General features: G+C 36.7%; 18 protein-coding genes. 10 read left to right on the top strand and 8 right to left on the bottom strand.

Annotation, left to right across the window (positions count from 1 at the left end):
* Positions 1 to 137: 137 nt before the first annotated feature.
* On the top strand, positions 138 to 632 hold the full coding sequence (locus BFL01S_RS14770; RefSeq protein WP_025910832.1) for a PCYCGC motif-containing (lipo)protein: 495 nt from the start codon (positions 138 to 140) through the stop codon (positions 630 to 632).
* A gap of 120 nt (positions 633 to 752) precedes the next feature.
* Entirely contained in the window at positions 753 to 935 is a 183-nt protein-coding gene (locus BFL01S_RS14765) for a hypothetical protein (RefSeq protein ID WP_025910834.1), read from the top strand.
* Between the two features lie 38 nt (positions 936 to 973).
* On the opposite strand, the gene BFL01S_RS14760 is transcribed toward BFL01S_RS14765, so the two are convergent.
* Positions 974 to 1,438 (bottom strand): YtxH domain-containing protein, encoded by a 465-nt coding sequence (locus BFL01S_RS14760; protein ID WP_025910835.1) that lies wholly within the window; start codon positions 1,436 to 1,438, stop codon positions 974 to 976.
* 334 nt (positions 1,439 to 1,772) lie between these two features.
* Between BFL01S_RS14760 and BFL01S_RS14755 the strand changes: the two genes are divergently transcribed.
* The 5 genes from BFL01S_RS14755 (at position 1,773) to BFL01S_RS14735 (ending at position 5,164) form a co-directional block, all read left to right on the top strand.
* Positions 1,773 to 3,248: a glycoside hydrolase family 32 protein gene (locus BFL01S_RS14755; protein WP_025910837.1), complete on the top strand. Its 1,476-nt coding sequence runs from the start codon at positions 1,773 to 1,775 to the stop codon at positions 3,246 to 3,248.
* Positions 3,249 to 3,429: 181 nt separating this feature from the next.
* Positions 3,430 to 3,849 (top strand): organic hydroperoxide resistance protein, encoded by a 420-nt coding sequence (locus tag BFL01S_RS14750; protein ID WP_061786148.1) that lies wholly within the window; start codon positions 3,430 to 3,432, stop codon positions 3,847 to 3,849.
* A gap of 148 nt (positions 3,850 to 3,997) precedes the next feature.
* Entirely contained in the window at positions 3,998 to 4,303 is a 306-nt protein-coding gene (locus tag BFL01S_RS14745) for an antibiotic biosynthesis monooxygenase family protein (RefSeq protein ID WP_061786147.1), read from the top strand.
* A complete protein-coding gene (locus tag BFL01S_RS14740; protein ID WP_061786146.1) occupies positions 4,300 to 4,689 on the top strand; it encodes a bilin-binding protein in 390 nt (129 codons plus the stop codon). Before BFL01S_RS14745 ends, BFL01S_RS14740 begins: the two co-directional genes overlap by 4 nt.
* Positions 4,664 to 5,164, top strand: coding sequence for a GNAT family N-acetyltransferase (locus BFL01S_RS14735; protein ID WP_025910841.1), 501 nt, complete (start codon positions 4,664 to 4,666; stop codon positions 5,162 to 5,164). The genes BFL01S_RS14740 and BFL01S_RS14735 overlap by 26 nt, the downstream gene beginning before the upstream one ends.
* Positions 5,165 to 5,307: 143 nt before the next feature.
* Here BFL01S_RS14735 and BFL01S_RS14730 read toward each other — a convergent pair whose 3' ends face one another.
* The gene (locus tag BFL01S_RS14730; protein ID WP_025910843.1) at positions 5,308 to 6,753 is read right to left on the bottom strand and encodes an MDR family MFS transporter; all 1,446 of its coding nucleotides are present in this window, start codon (positions 6,751 to 6,753) and stop codon (positions 5,308 to 5,310) included.
* A gap of 113 nt (positions 6,754 to 6,866) precedes the next feature.
* Positions 6,867 to 7,496, bottom strand: coding sequence for a TVP38/TMEM64 family protein (locus tag BFL01S_RS14725; protein ID WP_062687128.1), 630 nt, complete (start codon positions 7,494 to 7,496; stop codon positions 6,867 to 6,869).
* Between the two features lie 195 nt (positions 7,497 to 7,691).
* Here BFL01S_RS14725 and BFL01S_RS14720 point away from each other — a divergent pair, with 195 nt between their 5' ends.
* Entirely contained in the window at positions 7,692 to 8,297 is a 606-nt protein-coding gene (locus BFL01S_RS14720; protein ID WP_025910845.1) for a poly-gamma-glutamate hydrolase family protein, read from the top strand.
* Here the strand turns inward: BFL01S_RS14720 and BFL01S_RS14715 are convergent.
* Positions 8,294 to 8,893, bottom strand: coding sequence for a TetR/AcrR family transcriptional regulator (locus BFL01S_RS14715; protein WP_061786144.1), 600 nt, complete (start codon positions 8,891 to 8,893; stop codon positions 8,294 to 8,296). The genes BFL01S_RS14720 and BFL01S_RS14715 overlap by 4 nt on opposite strands.
* Before the next feature lie 118 nt (positions 8,894 to 9,011).
* Between BFL01S_RS14715 and BFL01S_RS14710 the strand changes: the two genes are divergently transcribed.
* The gene (locus BFL01S_RS14710; protein WP_061786143.1) at positions 9,012 to 9,563 is read left to right on the top strand and encodes a hypothetical protein; all 552 of its coding nucleotides are present in this window, start codon (positions 9,012 to 9,014) and stop codon (positions 9,561 to 9,563) included.
* Between the two features lie 155 nt (positions 9,564 to 9,718).
* Complete coding sequence (locus BFL01S_RS14705) at positions 9,719 to 10,426, top strand: TerC family protein (RefSeq protein ID WP_061786142.1); 708 nt, start codon at positions 9,719 to 9,721, stop codon at positions 10,424 to 10,426.
* Between the two features lie 71 nt (positions 10,427 to 10,497).
* On the opposite strand, the gene BFL01S_RS14700 is transcribed toward BFL01S_RS14705, so the two are convergent.
* The 4 genes from BFL01S_RS14700 to BFL01S_RS14685 all read right to left on the bottom strand — a co-directional run bounded on the left by BFL01S_RS14700 (position 10,498) and on the right by BFL01S_RS14685 (position 15,757).
* On the bottom strand, positions 10,498 to 12,306 hold the full coding sequence (locus BFL01S_RS14700) for an acyltransferase family protein (protein WP_061786141.1): 1,809 nt from the start codon (positions 12,304 to 12,306) through the stop codon (positions 10,498 to 10,500).
* 242 nt (positions 12,307 to 12,548) lie between these two features.
* A complete protein-coding gene (locus tag BFL01S_RS14695) occupies positions 12,549 to 13,718 on the bottom strand; it encodes a S8 family peptidase (protein ID WP_061786140.1) in 1,170 nt (389 codons plus the stop codon).
* Between the two features lie 299 nt (positions 13,719 to 14,017).
* Complete coding sequence (maa, locus tag BFL01S_RS14690) at positions 14,018 to 14,578, bottom strand: maltose O-acetyltransferase (RefSeq protein ID WP_061786139.1); 561 nt, start codon at positions 14,576 to 14,578, stop codon at positions 14,018 to 14,020.
* Positions 14,579 to 14,659: 81 nt separating this feature from the next.
* Positions 14,660 to 15,757: a GerAB/ArcD/ProY family transporter gene (locus BFL01S_RS14685; RefSeq protein WP_061786138.1), complete on the bottom strand. Its 1,098-nt coding sequence runs from the start codon at positions 15,755 to 15,757 to the stop codon at positions 14,660 to 14,662.
* Positions 15,758 to 15,867: the final 110 nt, after the last annotated feature.

The following is a 15,867-nucleotide window of genomic DNA, read 5'->3' as shown; positions in this document are numbered from 1 at the left end:
AAACTCTTTTTTTATCTCTTCTGATTGCAAAATAAGTAAATACATATAGTAGGAGGAAATGAACGGTTCATATGCTGTATACTATTAGTAGATAAAATTCCATGAAAATTGTACAAGGTACAACAGGGGGGAAAGTGATGAACTGTGGAAAGTGGATGATTTTAGGGATAGTTAGTACAAGTATTGTACTTACGGGATGTGGAAAAGAGAAAAGTAGCAGTGAGCATGAATCTCATTCACATCATGAAATTGAAACGACAGCGGACATTCGTGAAGAAACAAAAAGCAATGAAATTTTACCAACGTTTTTAAATGATAAAGACGAGAATATGAAGGTTGTATATCGCTCAGTTGGTAAGCATAAAGAGCTTCTTGAAAAGATTCCATGCTACTGTGGCTGTGGTGATACAGTAGGGCATACAAGTAGCTATGATTGTTTTATTTATGAAAACAAAGTAGGTGGAGCTGTTGTATGGGATGATCATGCAACAAGGTGTGGGATATGCTTAGACATTGCTGCGCAGTCGGTAATTGAATACAGTCAAGGTAAAAGTATAAAGCAAATTCGAAATGATATTGATGAAAAGTATAAAAAAGGATACGGAAAACCTACTCCAACTCCTAAGATATAGCAATGCCTGGAATGGAATGTTAAGTATAAAATTCCTTCCAGGCATTTTATTTTTTGATAAAAATAAAATGTGTTATAATTAGAATAGTTAGAAAGTTTGAGTGGGAGAGGAGAGGTAATAATGCAAACCCCAGAAAGTTTAGAAGGGCCAGAGTATAAGTCGATGTTAATAGAAGAAGCGGTAAATCAAAAGTTGTATGATGAACAGAAAACCTATAATCTGTTAGGAAGAGTAATTTTAATTAGTTCATTATTACTTGTGTTCTTTGTATTATGGGGAGTGTTTAGTTTCTTTACAACGTAAAACGCTGCATGGAAGGCGAGCATCCACACAGCGTTTTTTTATTTTACTTCTTCAACTGATTGTTCTAATTCATTAACTTCAGTTTCGATGTTTTCAAGCTCTTGTTTTATTTGGCTTTCTGCTTCTAGCGTAGGCACTTCTCCAATTGTTTCTTCCTCAACCTCTGTGCGTTCAGTAGTAGCGGCAGCTTCAAGTTCTTCAGTCGATGGACGAAGTGATTTTACTTTGTTTACAACTTGAACAGACTGTTCTGATACCACTTGTGAAATGCGTGCAGTGCGTTGCTTTAAGTCTTGTCCTTTTGCATAGACGCTTTCTTTGACTTGACCAGTTTTTGCTAATGCTTGATTTGCTTGATCTTGAATGCTAGCGCGGAGCTCTTTTCCTGACTTTGGAGCTACTAGCAGTGCAGTTGCAACCCCGACAACGCTTCCTACAATGGTACCTACTAAAAGCTCTTTACTACCTCTGTTTACAACTTGTTTTACATTTTCTTCTTTCATGACATATACCTCCTCTTATAATATGTAATCATATGAAGGACCTACCATTTTGTTGAATACTTCCTGTAAAACATATTGCGTTAGTTAAAAAAATCTGCCGCTTGCCGTCGGATGCTCGTACAGGTTGATGAATTTTGATTGTTATATAATATTCAACCATCCTTCCAAGAACCCTTCTTTTTTGACATAAAAATTGTAAAAAAACTTATCTTTAAAATACGACACAATAAAACGACAAGATCCGTTTTGGATTCGTTGGATTTTTAAAAGAAAGTTTTATATGATAGAGTGTGAAACAAAATGCTTGTTGAATGTGTTGGAGGGATTTATACATATGTCTACATCAAAATATCGAACAATTTTTGAAGCGAAGCCCGGCGAACTTGAAGAACTAAAAAATAAAGCGAAGCAGGATAGCTGGCAACCTATTTATCATATCTATCCTGAATATGGCTTAATGAACGACCCAAATGGTTTAATCCAACTTAATGGAGAATATCATGTTTTCTATCAGTGGTATCCTTACGGAGCAATTCATGGTATGAAGCATTGGGCACATGTGAAATCAAAAGATTTAGTAAACTGGGAGAGACTTCCTGTAGCGATTGCGCCGACAGAAAAGTATGAGTCGCATGGGGCATATTCTGGAGGTGCCGTTGTGAAAGATGGAAAAGGGCTCCTTTATTATACGGGAAATGTAAAGTATGAAGATGGATCTCGTACAGCAAATCAATGCATGGCCATCTTACATGAAGATGGTACCGTAGAAAAGTATAGTCAGAATCCTGTAGTAGAAGGCGTGCCAGTTGGTTATACCGGACATGTTCGTGATCCAAAGGTATGGAAAGAAAACGACATGTACTACATGCTTCTAGGAGCACAGCGCGAAAACGAAACGGGAACGTTAATTGTATATGAATCAACTGATGCGCTCGATTGGCGTTTTAAAGGTGAAGTAAAAACGAAGCTGCCGGATTTTGGCTATATGTGGGAGTGTCCTGATTACTTTAAATTAGATGGAAAAGACGTTTTTGTGTTTTCACCGCAAGGCATTCAGGCAGAAGGTCATAATTTTCATAATATCTATAATGTTATTTATGCAGTAGGCACATTTAATCTAGATGATCTAACGTTTGACATGGAATACTATCGTGAAATCGATAAGGGTTTTGATTTTTATGCTCCCCAAACGTTTGAAGACGAACAGGGAAGACGTTTAATGTTTTCGTGGATTGGAAATCCAGACGTCGAGTATCCATCTGATCAATATGGTTGGGCTCACGCTTTAACTCTTCCGCGTGAGCTGTCATTAGAAGGAACAGAATTAGTGCAAAAGCCTGTTTCTGAACTAACAAAGCTTCGCGATGATGCAGTTCATTTTCGCGGGCGTTTAACAGACGAAGAAGTTATTATTGATGAAGCTACTAACAATGCCTATGAGATAGATATGAGCTTTACGAATATTGAAGCTTCTCAAGTAGGCTTTCAGCTTTTTAACAGCAAGGAAGAAACACTAACGCTTGTTTTTGATCATGAAAAAGAAGAAGTGCGAGTAGATCGTTCTCATTTCAAACATCAATATGCTACAGATTACGGAGTTGTAAGAACGGAAAAATGGGAATCAGCTTCTTGTGTTGATGTTCGTATTTTCGTTGATAAAAGCATTCTAGAAGTGTATATTAACGGCGGAAAAACAGTATTTACTTCACGCATATTCCCACAAAAAGATTCGAAGTCAGCTGTTACGGTATTTGCAAAAGGCGAAGCAAATTATCAAATTGCCTACTATGGGTTATCACGTGGAATCTAGAAGCGGTAAGAAAGGTCAAGACTTGTTCTTGGCCTTTTGATTTTGAATATAACAAATTTGATACATTATGTTGTGGAAAGCTAAGAAATCAAATTCTTAGCTTTTTTATCTTTATACTTGTTTTTTAAAATTAAATTGTGTACAATTAAATCAATGGAAATACAAAAGGAGAAATGAATTAATGAAAACTTTATATGAAACAACGGTTATTAATACAGGTGGAAGAAGTGGTGAAGTACATTCGCCAGATAATATTTTTAACTTAGAAGTTGCTGCACCATCATCACTAGGAGGTAATGCCACAACCGAAACAAATCCAGAGCAATTATTTGCGGCTGGCTACAGCACATGTTTTAATAGTGCTTTAGAATTCATGTTGAAAAGACACAGCGTTGAGATTGAAAGCAGTAAGGTCACCGCTACTGTACGTCTTGGTACAGATGCTAAAGATCAAGGAGTTAAATTAGAAGTGGATTTAACGGTTCATGTGGAAGGATTAGATTTAGACACTACGAAGAAATATGTAGAAATGGCCCATTCCTATTGCCCTTATTCAAAAGCAATTAGCGGTAATGTTGATGTGAAAATTGACGTTGTTTAATTAAGCGAGCTCCCATGAAGATATTTTCATGGGAGCTCTTTTATATCAAATGGGACATAAATTAAATGTAGGACGACCGATTCGTATACATTAAAAACGTGCTGTAGTAGACTGAAAAGTAAGAGTTAGCGACATTGGAGGGGAAATAATGTATACGGTATTTTCAACATTTGATGTACCTGATGAAAAGGCAGAAGAAGTCATCAACATTTATCAAAAGCGATCAAGGAAAGTCGATCAAGCTCCTGGTTTTGTGGATTTTCAGCTGTTACAAAATGATAAGCGTGCAGGAGAGCTGACGGTGCAGCTTACATTTGAAACGAAAGAGTCTTATTTAAAATGGGTGCGAGGCAAGGAATTCAAGGAAATTCATGAGCTTGAAAAGAGATATCCAGATCAAGAATTAGCAGCGGTCATTCCGAGCATACGTCAATATAAGGTTGTGGCTACATGACAAACCTTCCTGTAAATAAAATTGTAGAAAAGGTAACAGAACAAATTTATGAGCAAGAGCCTACGCTTTTACAAAAATTTGGTGAACGAGGGAAGCAAAAGTGCATCGAGGACAATCACTACCACATGAGATATTTACATACGTCATACCTGCTTCAAAATGAAGCTCTGTTTAGCGATTACGCCTTATGGTTAAATAGTTTGTTAACGAGTCGAGGCATGAAAACGAAGCATATCATTGATAATTTTATCCTTATTGAAGAAGTTCTTTTGGAACTATCTGGAGATAGTGACGAACCAGCTAAATCGTACATCTTATATTTGCGAGCGGCGAATGAAGTGTTACGAAGAGAGGAGAAAAATGATTCGATTACTGACGAAAAATGATGCAAGACAATACGTAAAGCTAAGGCTTGAATCGCTTTTGGAAAGCCCAGCTGCCTTTTTAAAAACCTATGATGAAGAAGCTAGCACTCCTCAATTAGAAGAAGAGATGGGAGAGAAACTAGTGAAAGAGCATTTTTACACATTCGGTTCATTTCGAGGTGAACAGCTTATAGGAATGATTACACTTCAAGCAGAACAGCCTTTAAAAATTCGCCATAAAGGTAACCTTTTAGCAATGTATGTAGCAAAAGATGCACGAGGAAAGGGAGTTGCAAAAGAGCTTGTGCAAGTTGTGTTGGATAAAGCAAAACAATTAGGACTTGAACAGCTGCAGCTCACCGTTGTTTCAACGAATAAAGAAGCAATCGCGCTATACGACTCGTTTGGGTTTGTGACCTATGCGGTTGAACGAAATGCACTAAAGTATAAAGGACAGTACTGGGACGAAGAGCATATGGCTTTATCATTAAGATAAGCTTCATAATGCTGATAGTAAATCATTGATTTTTAGGAGCTACTTATATGGTTATATACAAAACAAGCCCGCATTAAAGAATGAAGCGGGCTTGTTTTATCTATATAGAAGTAACAGTAGAATAATGGTGTACCTTTAACAAATTAAGATTGAGAGAGCTCTTTTTGTCCTACTTTTTTGATTAAGACAAATCCGATAATGACAGCAAAAAACGCAAGAATCATGATGCTAGCAAATACCGTATGAATACCGACAAAGAGATGCCCTTGAACAGAAGCTAACGTATCAGGATCTACCTTTTGGTGCTCAAATGATGAATTAATCATTGAACTATCACCGCCGTTTGCATTCACTTGAAGGTTAAAAAGAGTACCAAATACGGCAGCTCCTAAAGTCTGGCTAAATGTATTCGTAAAGGTATTTAAAGAAATAGCTGTTCCACGTTTTTGTTGTGGTACAGAGCCTTGAATAATTAGCATGAGTACGGGCGTAATAATTCCCATACCTAGGCCGAGAATTCCAATTGAAGCATAAATGGACCAATCAGATGATTCCTGTGTTAATGAAAATAAAAAAGACGTTGCAATCAATAAAAAAATTGTTCCAAGCGTAATGACATATGTAGGTCTTAGCTTTGCAACCAGATGCCCTGAGAAAATAGAGGCAATTGTCCAACAAACTGGCATTGGCATTAACATAAAGCCAGCAGCTGTGGCGCTTTTTCCGAGAATTCCTTGCGTGAATAAAGGAAGGTATACTGTAATGCTAATTAGAATACCGCCCATAAATAGTGTTAAAAAGTTAACGGTTGTAATGGTAGAATTCGAAAAAAGATTGAGCGGTACAAGCGGTTCAGGAGACCTTTTTTCAATCCAAATGAAAAGAATGAATAGTACAAACGCGCTGCTAAACAAACCAATAAGTAAATCATCTGTCCACTGCTGTGTTTGGCTGCCTGTTAAAAGTGCATAAAGTAAAGCGATAACTCCTAATGAGAAAGTAACAGCACCTGGGTAATCAATATGTCGTTTTTCTTTTTGAATTTGTTCTTTATAATATTTCACAATCATAAACAAGGATAAAAGACCGAATGGAACGTTTAAAAAGAAGATGTAACGCCATGACAGCGTATCAACTAAAAATCCTCCTAATAATGGACCAATGACGCCAGAAACACCCCACACAGCGCTAATCCACCCCTGTGCTTTTACACGAGCTTGAGCTTCTTTATTTAAGTCGCCAATGATGGTCATTGTAATTGGCATAACTGCTCCTGCACCCAAGCCTTGAAAAGCACGAAAGATGATGAGCTGTGTCATATTCATTGCCATTCCACATAGAATTGATCCAATTAAAAAGATAATAATACCAACTAACAATACGCGTTTGCGTCCGAATAAATCAGCAAGCTTTCCATAAATAGGCGTTGAAACAGCCGTTGCTAACATGTAAATTGCATAGACCCAGCTCACTAGTTCAATACCTGATAGATCACTTGTAATTCTAGGCGTAGCGGTACTGACGATCGTTCCTTCCATCGCTGCTAGTGATGTAACGAGCATGAGTGCAATCATAATTTGTTTTTTCATAGAAGCAGCCTTCCTTTCTTAAATAACTCCAAACTTTTACAGTATATCTTATTTAATATTATTAAACAATAAAGCTATTAAAAAATAACCAAGCATTCGAATTGTATGCTTGGTTATTTTGCAAGAAATCGTTTCCGCTTATAAATGAATTTGCCTATATAATAAAGTGCAACGGTTAAAAGAACAACCCCTGCAATGACGTATTCATTAATCATATCTGATAATAATCCTGCTGATAAAAGAGATAAGATGGTGAAGTAAATGAGGTTACCCGATGCCGTCCCCCATAAAAACTGCTGAAAGCGAATAGAGCTAACGGCGGCTACGAAGTTAATAAGACTAGTCGGAATGAACGGAAAAACTCGTACTTGAAAAACGTAGCTTGTTCCGTTTGCTTCAATTTTTTCAAGTAAAGAAGGCTTTATTTTTTTTAATAATCCATCCTGGAAAACATAGCGAACCATTAAAAAGACGCAAGCTGCTGCTAGCATACTCGTAAACCAACTCCAAATCAATCCTAGTTCGAATCCTAATAGATTTATGTTAATGGCAATGATTAATACAAGTGGAATCATGGTAAACGCATTTTGCACAAGCATGGCAACTAGCGTGAACAGCAGTGTTATTAGTAAGTTTTCTTTTAAAAAGGCTGTTATCTTATCCATATCACCAGTGCGAATCGAATTAAATAAATCAGTATTAGTAATACAAATGATTAATACAATAGCGACTAGAAAGAGCAAGCCTGCTTTTATCCACGTTTTAATTTGAAATCACCTTTTTCATTTGTTAAGTTAACAAACAGTAAATAGGCTTTTATTATATCTTAGCTCTCTGAAAATGAACATTAATTTACTATGGAAGGGAACTAAACTTACATGAATAAGTAGAGAAAAGGTATGATACGATAGGGTTAATAAAATAAGCGGGAGACAAGTATGAAGGACACATATAAAGATTTTGCTGAATTATCAAAGTTTGAACGAGCTGAAAAGGATTATCGAATTAGAACACAAGCAACCTCATCTGAACTGCTAGTGCTAGCCATTCACGGTGGGAGAATTGAGCAAGGAACATCGGAAATGGCTATTGCTATTGCAGAGAAACAAAATAGCTATTATCTGTTTGAAGGGATGAAAAGTGCTCAAAATCGTAAACTGCATATTTCATCTTCTCATTTTGATGAGCCTACTTTATTATCTATGTTGAAAGAAGCAGAATATGTTCTTAGCATTCATGGATATAAGGAGACAAAGAAGAAGCATACGCTAATCGGTGGGTTAGATGAAGAGAGAAAGAAGTGGGTATACAAGGCGTTGAGAGATGCGTCGTTTAGTGCTGAAATTGTTGGTCAAGACCACTTGTTATCAGGTACGCACAAGCATAATGTTGTGAATAAAGGAAAGCGAGAAAAAGGCGTCCAACTTGAAATTAGCTATCAAGAAAGAGACAGCTTTTTTCTAACAAAAAACCAGTATACGAATTCTTTTTATCGCTATGTAGCAGCAGTTCAATTGGCATTTGTAGAAAACGGCACACCCTAGGATGTGCCGTTTTCTTGGCCTGAGCAAATGCTTTGTAAATAATCACGAATAACAGCTTCAACTCTGTCGCTAGTTACTCGATCTCTGTCAAACATTGCGTGCAGTGCTAGCCCATCAATTAAAGCATAAAGCTTTTCTGATTCCAGGTCAGTGTTTATCTTTTCTTTTAATACGTTTTCATTTTCTAGGTAAAGCATAATTTTTTTCATACCGGAGAAAATTCCATCATCAATAGGTCCTTGATTTTTATGTTTATGATGAGCTGTGAAAGTAAGCCAAACCTCCATTTCAGCCATTTTTTCATCATTAGTTGGAACGATCTCTAGCAGCATTTTTAATACTTTTTCCTGTGGAGGAAGGTCCTGTGAAGCAATTGAAACAATTCGTCGCTCAGCTTGTTCTTTAACTAGTTCCATGGCATAAGCTAATAAGTCATCTTGGGAAGAAAAGTAGTGACGCAAGGAGCCAAGTGATAAATTTGCTTCCTTCGCAATATTTCTAACGGTAGTACCTTCCATCCCTTGCTTTAAAATAACTCGCCATGTTGCTTTGGCAATTTGTTCTTTTCGTTTTTGGTGATCAACTAATTTTGGCATGACTTTATTGTAGCAATAAAAAAGGCAGGTTGCAATTTTATAATACAGTTGTATTACTAAAAAAGAAGTGCTAAAATACATTTAAATAATACAATTGTATTAGAAAAGGGGTGGAAGCTTGAATTTTATTGCTTGGATGATTGTAGGGTGCGAAATTGCTTTTTGGATAGTCATTCTGTTAGGGTTAACAACACGGTATATAGCTAAAAAGGAAAAACTGGGTTTTTTCTTTTTAGCGTTAACGCCATTTATTGACTTAATTTTATTGCTTATTACAGGGATTGATTTATATAATGGTGCGAAGGCAACGACTGCTCACGGTATTGCAGCTATTTATATTGGGGTATCTTTGGCATTTGGAAAGAGCATGATTAAATGGGCAGATGAACGTTTTTTATATTATGTGACAAAGCAAGGAGCAAAGCCAATTAGGCGATTTGGGCTCGAACATGCTAAACATGGATTAAAGGGATGGTTTCAACACTTAATAGCATACGCAATTGGAGCTGGTCTTTTAGTTGTAATCATTAACCTTTTGAATAACGCACAGCAAACGGAGGCTTTAAGTGGTATACTCCAAATGTGGACTCTTGTGTTAGCCATCGATTTTTGTATTACAATGAGTTACTTTATCTGGCCACGCAGGATGAAAGCAACAATTAAACAGTAAGCTGTAGAGTGCTCATTTGTAGATGAGCACTCTTTTTTTATAAAAGTAGGATAATAGAATTGTCTTTCACTTATTTGAAAATTTTTCAACTTATTTACGCTTCTATCCTTTATAATAGAAAACGTTAAAGAAATGATAGATAAAGGAGAAAGAGAATGGACATTTTAAGTGCAGAGTTTTTGTCAGCGCTTCTTGCTATTATTATTATTGATTTAGTTTTAGCTGGCGACAACGCAATTGTAATTGGTTTAGCAGCGAGAAAACTGCCTAAACATCAGCAGAAAAAAGTAATCATTTGGGGAACAATTGGAGCAATCGTCATTCGTATGCTTGCAACATTAGCAGTTGTTTGGTTACTAGAAATTCCCGGTTTGCTTTTAATTGGAGGAATCTTGTTAACTATTATTGCGTACAAGCTTTTGGTTGAAGATCAAGACCATGATGTAAAGGCTGGAGATAGCATGTGGGCTGCAATTCGTACAATTATTATTGCAGATGCGTTAATGGGACTGGATAACGTATTGGCAGTTGCAGGTGCAGCGCATGGAAGCTTTTTACTAGTAGTACTTGGGTTGTTAATTTCAGTTCCTATTGTGATGTGGGGAAGTACGTTAATTTTAAAATGGGTAGAAAGATTTCCAATTATTATTACAATTGGAGCCGCAGTACTAGCTTGGACTGCTTCTAAAATGATTGTTGGTGAGCCGTTCTTACAACCGTATTTTGAAAATGGTTTTGTTAAGTATGGTTTTGAAGTGCTAGTCATTGTCGCTGTAATTGGTGCAGGGAAAATGAAGCAAAATAAAATGCAGAAGCGATCTGTAGAAGAAACCATTGAGAAGACTCAATCTTTTTCTAAGTAGAAGCAAGCTTATAATTGAAACAAAAAGAGGTGCATTTGGCACCTCTTTTTGTTGTGGTTTGAATTATGGATCTATGAGACATCTGGATTTTTGAGCATAGCTTTATAGATGAGCTCTGTTAATTGCTGGGCACCTTCTGGAAGCAGATGAACACCATCTTTTGTAAAGTATTCTGGATGTTTAGTTCCTAAGGTATGCCAATCAACAAGCACAACGTTTTTATATTCTTTGGCTGCATTTTCTAATTTCTCATTTACTTCTGTTTCCCATTGTCGTGGCACCCGTGTGTTGACCAGGTATACATCTGCTTTTGCGAACTGTTTAAGTAGTTCATCTAGCTGTTCTTCTGTAAAGTAACCATTTGTACCAAGTTGAATAATCACTGCACTAGAAGGTTCATTATATTGAGTATACTTCTTTGTGACGTTTAAAGCTTCTGATAGCTGTCGACCAACTTTGCCATCAATTACAATATTAGGATAAGTTTCTTGCAGTGGATCGGCTAAGTTTAGCATAACTGAATCACCAATTGAGAGAACTTGAGTATAGTGAGGTTCATTTGTTGGTAATTCTTTTTGTTTCAGATGATGATCTTTGGATACTGGATTTGCTGCAGTTTTAATATGAATAGCTGCAGGTTGTTTGCTTTCTGTTTTTTTAGGTTCTAAAATTCCGGTAACACCAAGCGCAAATAATAAGAAGGCCATAGCAAATACGATAGGCACAGCGGCTTTCAGATGAGAACGAAAGGTAGCCGGTGATTTGAATGTTGGGAGTGCTTGCCTAAAGAAGGTTTTAAAACCTCCTTTTCGTATAGGTTGCTCAATCATTCGATAAGAAACTTCCGCAATAAGACATGTTGCTATAACCTGTAAGCTGATATGTACATAATTGAACTGCCCAAATTCAGTAGCAGGCGTTGTTAATATAATGATAGGATAGTGCCATAAATAAATGCCATACGACCGTGTACCAACCCACCGTAACGGCTTAAAAGATAACAGTTTGCCAGTTATGCTGCTAGGGTGTGAAATCGTTGCGACGAGGACAGCAGCATTTAAACTAACTAAAAGCATACCTCCGCGATACATTGACGGGGCAAATTCAGTTAGTAATGAAGTGCATAGAAACACTAACAGTAAGCTTGTAAGGCCCGTAACATTTAAAATAAACTTTCCTGTGTTTGGGACGTTTTTAGAAGATAAGCGATAGAGTGGCCAAACGAATGCTAAGCAACAACCAATTAGCAGTTCGAATGATCTTGTATCTGTGCCGTAATATACACGACTAGGATCCATACCTGGTTTATATAAAGCTCCCATTAATAATGCAGATACTATCGCTCCACAGCTTATCACTATAAGAATAGTCTTTTTCTTCTTTATAAAACGTAGTCCAATTAGTAATAAAAGTGGCCATATAATATAAAATTGTTCTTCAATTGCCAGTGACCATAAATTTTTTATCGGAGAAGGCGATTGGAAGCTATCAAAATATGAAACATCTTGAAAAATAAACCACCAGTTGCTTACATAGAGTAATCCCGCTATGGCATCTCCTTGCAAAGTAGATAAAAGAGATGGCTTGAATAAAACGGTCCAAGCAACTACGCATACAACCATGAAAAAAGCTGCAGGAAAAAGCCTTCGTATTCGGCTTGTGAAAAACGAAGGAAGGAGCAGCTTTTGATGCTCTTCATATTGTTTCAGTAAAATAGATGTAATTAAGTAGCCTGATAAAACAAAGAAAATGGACACGCCTAAGAAGCCACCGCTTGCCCAACTAAAGCCATAATGATATGCAAATACAAATAAAACAGCTAGCGCTCGAAGTCCATCTAACCCATGAACGTATCGATGCTGTAGCTGAGTGTTAGCCATATTAAAGACTCCTTTACAATCTAAATTGTCATGTGTATGTAAATAATATTTTTATGAATCCTGAAAGATAACCTTTGAAAATTTCAGAACAAACCACAAGATATATGGTACAAAGAATTATTTTACCCGTAAAGTATTTTTTACCATATCGTCATAAAATTCCACACTTTTAGCAAGAAAATATTTTTTGACGTAAAAGAACCGGACGTACCTTTGGTAAATCCGGTTCGTACTTTTAAATTTTATAGAGGAGAGCGCACGGCTCTGTCTGCATTTATTCTACCATACACCCAGTTTGTTCCTGTACCTATTATTGGGTCACAAGTATTTTGAATGACTGTACGAATTTGAGACGCGCTACGTCCTTGAGCTGCTAATAATGCTGCTAACCCAGCTACGTGTGGAGCTGCCATAGACGTACCGCTTAAATAAGAGTAAGTGCTTGTAGGGTAAGTGGATAGAATGCTAGAGCCTGGTGCTGCAACTTGTACCCAAGTTCCAAAGTTTGAAAAAACAGAGCGTTGATCAGAGGAAGTTGTGGAAGCAACTGCAATTACGTTTGCGTAAGCTGCAGGGTAAGTGAGGGCGTTGCTACCGTTGTTGCCGGCTGCTCCAATAACAACAACCCCTTGGCTAGCCGCGTAGTTAACAGCCCCTTCAAGCGTAATGGTGTCTTGAGGAGATCCTAAACTCAAATTAATAACTTGTACTCCTTGGTTGACCGCATAAATAATGCCATCGGCAACTTGACTTAGTAATCCGCTACCACTGTTTGAAAGCACTTTTACTGGCTGAATTGATGCTAAAGGAGCCATACCAGCAATGCCAGCTCCATTATTGGTTGTTGCTGCAGCAATGCCAGCTACATGAGTGCCGTGACCATTAAAGTCATTTGTGTCAGTATTATTATCAATAAAGTTATAGCCAGGAACTAACTTTGATGCAAGGTCAGGGTGGTTTGGCTGGACGCCTGTATCAAGTATGGCAATTCTAATGCCAGCATTGCTTTGAGTAACATCCCATGCAGAAGGAGCACTTACTTTTTGAGGGCCGTATTGAAAGGAATAGAACGGATCGTTTGGAATATAGGAAGCTTCAAAAACGTAGTTTGGTTCTGCGTATTCAACTTCATCGAGCTCTGAGTATATTTTCATCATCTTATTAATATTTTTAGCTGTAGTAACCACTTGAAAACCTAATGTTTCATTACAACATGAAGCTTCACATTTATATTTTTTATGAATTGAAGCAATTGTATCTTCATCAACGTTATCATTAAATTTAACAATAAATTGATCTTGGGCAAATGCTGGTTGTTTAACCTTTAAAGCTTGTACCAATTTTTTAACTACAAAAAACAAAAGTGTAATTACACCAAGTGAACCTGTAGTTAATGCAATCCATGTTAGCATAATACCAATCCTCCTAATTTTGTAACACCTTATATCATATGCGCTGCTACAAAAAGGGATTGGACAAACTACCTGATTTCAAAAAAGAGGCTGAAACACAAAGAAAAGAGTTCTTCTTAAAGGCGAATTATGACGTTTCTAACGGATTTAGGTTATAAGAACATGTTCGTTGTTCATTACGATTCATTCCATGCATTTTCGGAGCAAAGAAAAAATATCCGAACCATTGCAAGGTAATTCACAAAAGTTCGGATATTTGCTTAGCTGAAATACTTATGTTCCAGCTTTCATTGTCCCGGTTATCTATTAATTTCTTTAATAACTCGTGCAGGGTTTCCACCAACAACTGTGTTTGGAGGAACGTCTTTCGTTACAACGGCTCCTGATGCAATGACTGCATTATCACCAATAGTAACGCCTGGATTGATGATAGCGCGGCCCCCAATCCAAACGTTATTTCCAATGACCACAGGCTTTCCGTATTCTCTACCGCTGTTACGTTCAACAGGATCAAGCGGGTGAGTAGCTGTATAAATATGAACGCCTGGTGCGAGCATACAGTTATCACCGATAGTTACAGGACAGATATCTAAAATTAAGCAATCAAAGTTTGCATAAAAGTTTTCGCCTACATGAATGTTGTATCCATAGTCACAGCGGAAGATTGGTTCAATATAGATATTTTCTCCAGTGGAACCAAACAACTCTTTTATTAAACTCATACGGTAAGTATCATCTGTCTCAACTGCTTGATTAAATAATCTTGTTATCTTTCTTGCATGAGTGCGATCTTTAATCAATTCAGAATCTCCAGATATGTACATTTCTCCTGCAATCATTTTTTCTTTTTCTGTTTTCATTTTTTATTCTCCCTACCCTTTTTATTTAACGTTTTCATATCGTAGTTTAGCGTAAAATTCGGCGTTCGTTAAGTAAAGTAGCTAAGAATCCACTAGCTTTTTCTTTATTCGATCAATAACAAAAAGGCAAAGAGGCAGAACAAAGCCGATTGTGCCTGTATAAAAAGGAGAAGTAGTAAGCGTGTAAGTTCCTAAAAACGGACCGCTTGGCACAAAGATATTGGAAGAAGCTAAAAACAATAATCCGATAGGTAGGGTTAAGAAACGATATGAACTTAAGTTAAATAACTGCGCTAATCCTAAGTTTAATACAAACAACAAAATGCTAAGCTTGAAGAAAATTGAAATAAACCAAATTATAGCGACAATTACTTCAATGCGGGTTATGAAATTTGTCACATTAATTTCTTGAGCCAATAGGTAGGTAGGAGAAAGACGAGCAGAAGTTTGATTTACTCCTAAAACTAAAATGCAAAGAAAGATAATGATAATTAAAAAAATACCGCCAATCAATGTACCAATATAAACAGGTGTGCGTTTTTTATTCGTCCATTTAACATAAGGAAAAATCATTAAAAAAACAACTGTATCCAAAAAAGGAAATGTCAAAAAATGCACTGTGGAAATGAAAATAGGTCGGATACCCGTAGTCAATAATGGTTGAAAGTGATCAAAGCTAATTTGTTTAATAAGAAATAATACGAGTAAACTAAAGAGAGTAATGACCCATGGAAATAAAATTTCACCAGAACGTGCCAAAACCTCAAGTCCTAAGCGAACGCCAAACAACGATACGCTTAATACAAATACATAAATTGGAACAATTGGGGTTTCAGGCATAACTTGCGTAATGATAAAGTCACCAATATTATAAAGTGTTAAAGAACCTGCTACTAAAGGGAAAGTTAAAAAAATGATAGAAAACAATTTGCCAATCCATTTGCCGAGAATTTCTTCGGTGAACTCAGTAAATAGCATTGTTGGATATCGTCTTCCTAGTGCTATGTATAAAGGCATAATACCCAAAGCGATGATTAGCGTTAAAATACTTGTAATCCAAGCATCTTGTTTTGCAATTGAAACAATGATAGATGGGATAACTAAAATAGCACTCCCAATTATATAAAGGCTAAGTAGCACGATGAATTGTTTTTCAGAGATTTTGACATGTTTTAGCACGCTGGAAAGACCTCCTATACAAGGCATATTGTTTTTCAAGCCTTATATGCTCGTTAGTATGCCTAATTCGACGTTGCTTATGAATAATGAGAAAAAAAGTAAAGAGTTTA

This window comes from Priestia flexa NBRC 15715 (assembly GCF_001591565.1).
GTDB lineage: Bacteria > Bacillota > Bacilli > Bacillales > Bacillaceae_H > Priestia > Priestia flexa.
The sequence above is the reverse complement of the archived record's forward strand: the minus strand, read 5'-3'. Positions and strand labels throughout refer to the sequence as shown.

What these genes read in the sequence shown, in the direction of transcription:
- maa (WP_061786139.1), bottom strand. Translation starts at nt 14,578, where the DNA reads ATGAAAACAGAAAAAGAAAAAATGATTGCAGGAGAAATGTACATATCT.
- BFL01S_RS14700 (WP_061786141.1), bottom strand. Translation starts at nt 12,306, where the DNA reads ATGGCTAACACTCAGCTACAGCATCGATACGTTCATGGGTTAGATGGA.
- BFL01S_RS14705 (WP_061786142.1), top strand. Translation starts at nt 9,719, where the DNA reads ATGGACATTTTAAGTGCAGAGTTTTTGTCAGCGCTTCTTGCTATTATT.
- BFL01S_RS14745 (WP_061786147.1), top strand. Translation starts at nt 3,998, where the DNA reads ATGTATACGGTATTTTCAACATTTGATGTACCTGATGAAAAGGCAGAA.
- BFL01S_RS14715 (WP_061786144.1), bottom strand. Translation starts at nt 8,893, where the DNA reads ATGCCAAAATTAGTTGATCACCAAAAACGAAAAGAACAAATTGCCAAA.
- BFL01S_RS14750 (WP_061786148.1), top strand. Translation starts at nt 3,430, where the DNA reads ATGAAAACTTTATATGAAACAACGGTTATTAATACAGGTGGAAGAAGT.
- BFL01S_RS14695 (WP_061786140.1), bottom strand. Translation starts at nt 13,718, where the DNA reads ATGCTAACATGGATTGCATTAACTACAGGTTCACTTGGTGTAATTACA.
- BFL01S_RS14720 (WP_025910845.1), top strand. Translation starts at nt 7,692, where the DNA reads ATGAAGGACACATATAAAGATTTTGCTGAATTATCAAAGTTTGAACGA.
- BFL01S_RS14740 (WP_061786146.1), top strand. Translation starts at nt 4,300, where the DNA reads ATGACAAACCTTCCTGTAAATAAAATTGTAGAAAAGGTAACAGAACAA.
- BFL01S_RS14760 (WP_025910835.1), bottom strand. Translation starts at nt 1,438, where the DNA reads ATGAAAGAAGAAAATGTAAAACAAGTTGTAAACAGAGGTAGTAAAGAG.
- BFL01S_RS14735 (WP_025910841.1), top strand. Translation starts at nt 4,664, where the DNA reads ATGATTCGATTACTGACGAAAAATGATGCAAGACAATACGTAAAGCTA.
- BFL01S_RS14755 (WP_025910837.1), top strand. Translation starts at nt 1,773, where the DNA reads ATGTCTACATCAAAATATCGAACAATTTTTGAAGCGAAGCCCGGCGAA.
- BFL01S_RS14730 (WP_025910843.1), bottom strand. Translation starts at nt 6,753, where the DNA reads ATGAAAAAACAAATTATGATTGCACTCATGCTCGTTACATCACTAGCA.
- BFL01S_RS14765 (WP_025910834.1), top strand. Translation starts at nt 753, where the DNA reads ATGCAAACCCCAGAAAGTTTAGAAGGGCCAGAGTATAAGTCGATGTTA.
- BFL01S_RS14770 (WP_025910832.1), top strand. Translation starts at nt 138, where the DNA reads ATGAACTGTGGAAAGTGGATGATTTTAGGGATAGTTAGTACAAGTATT.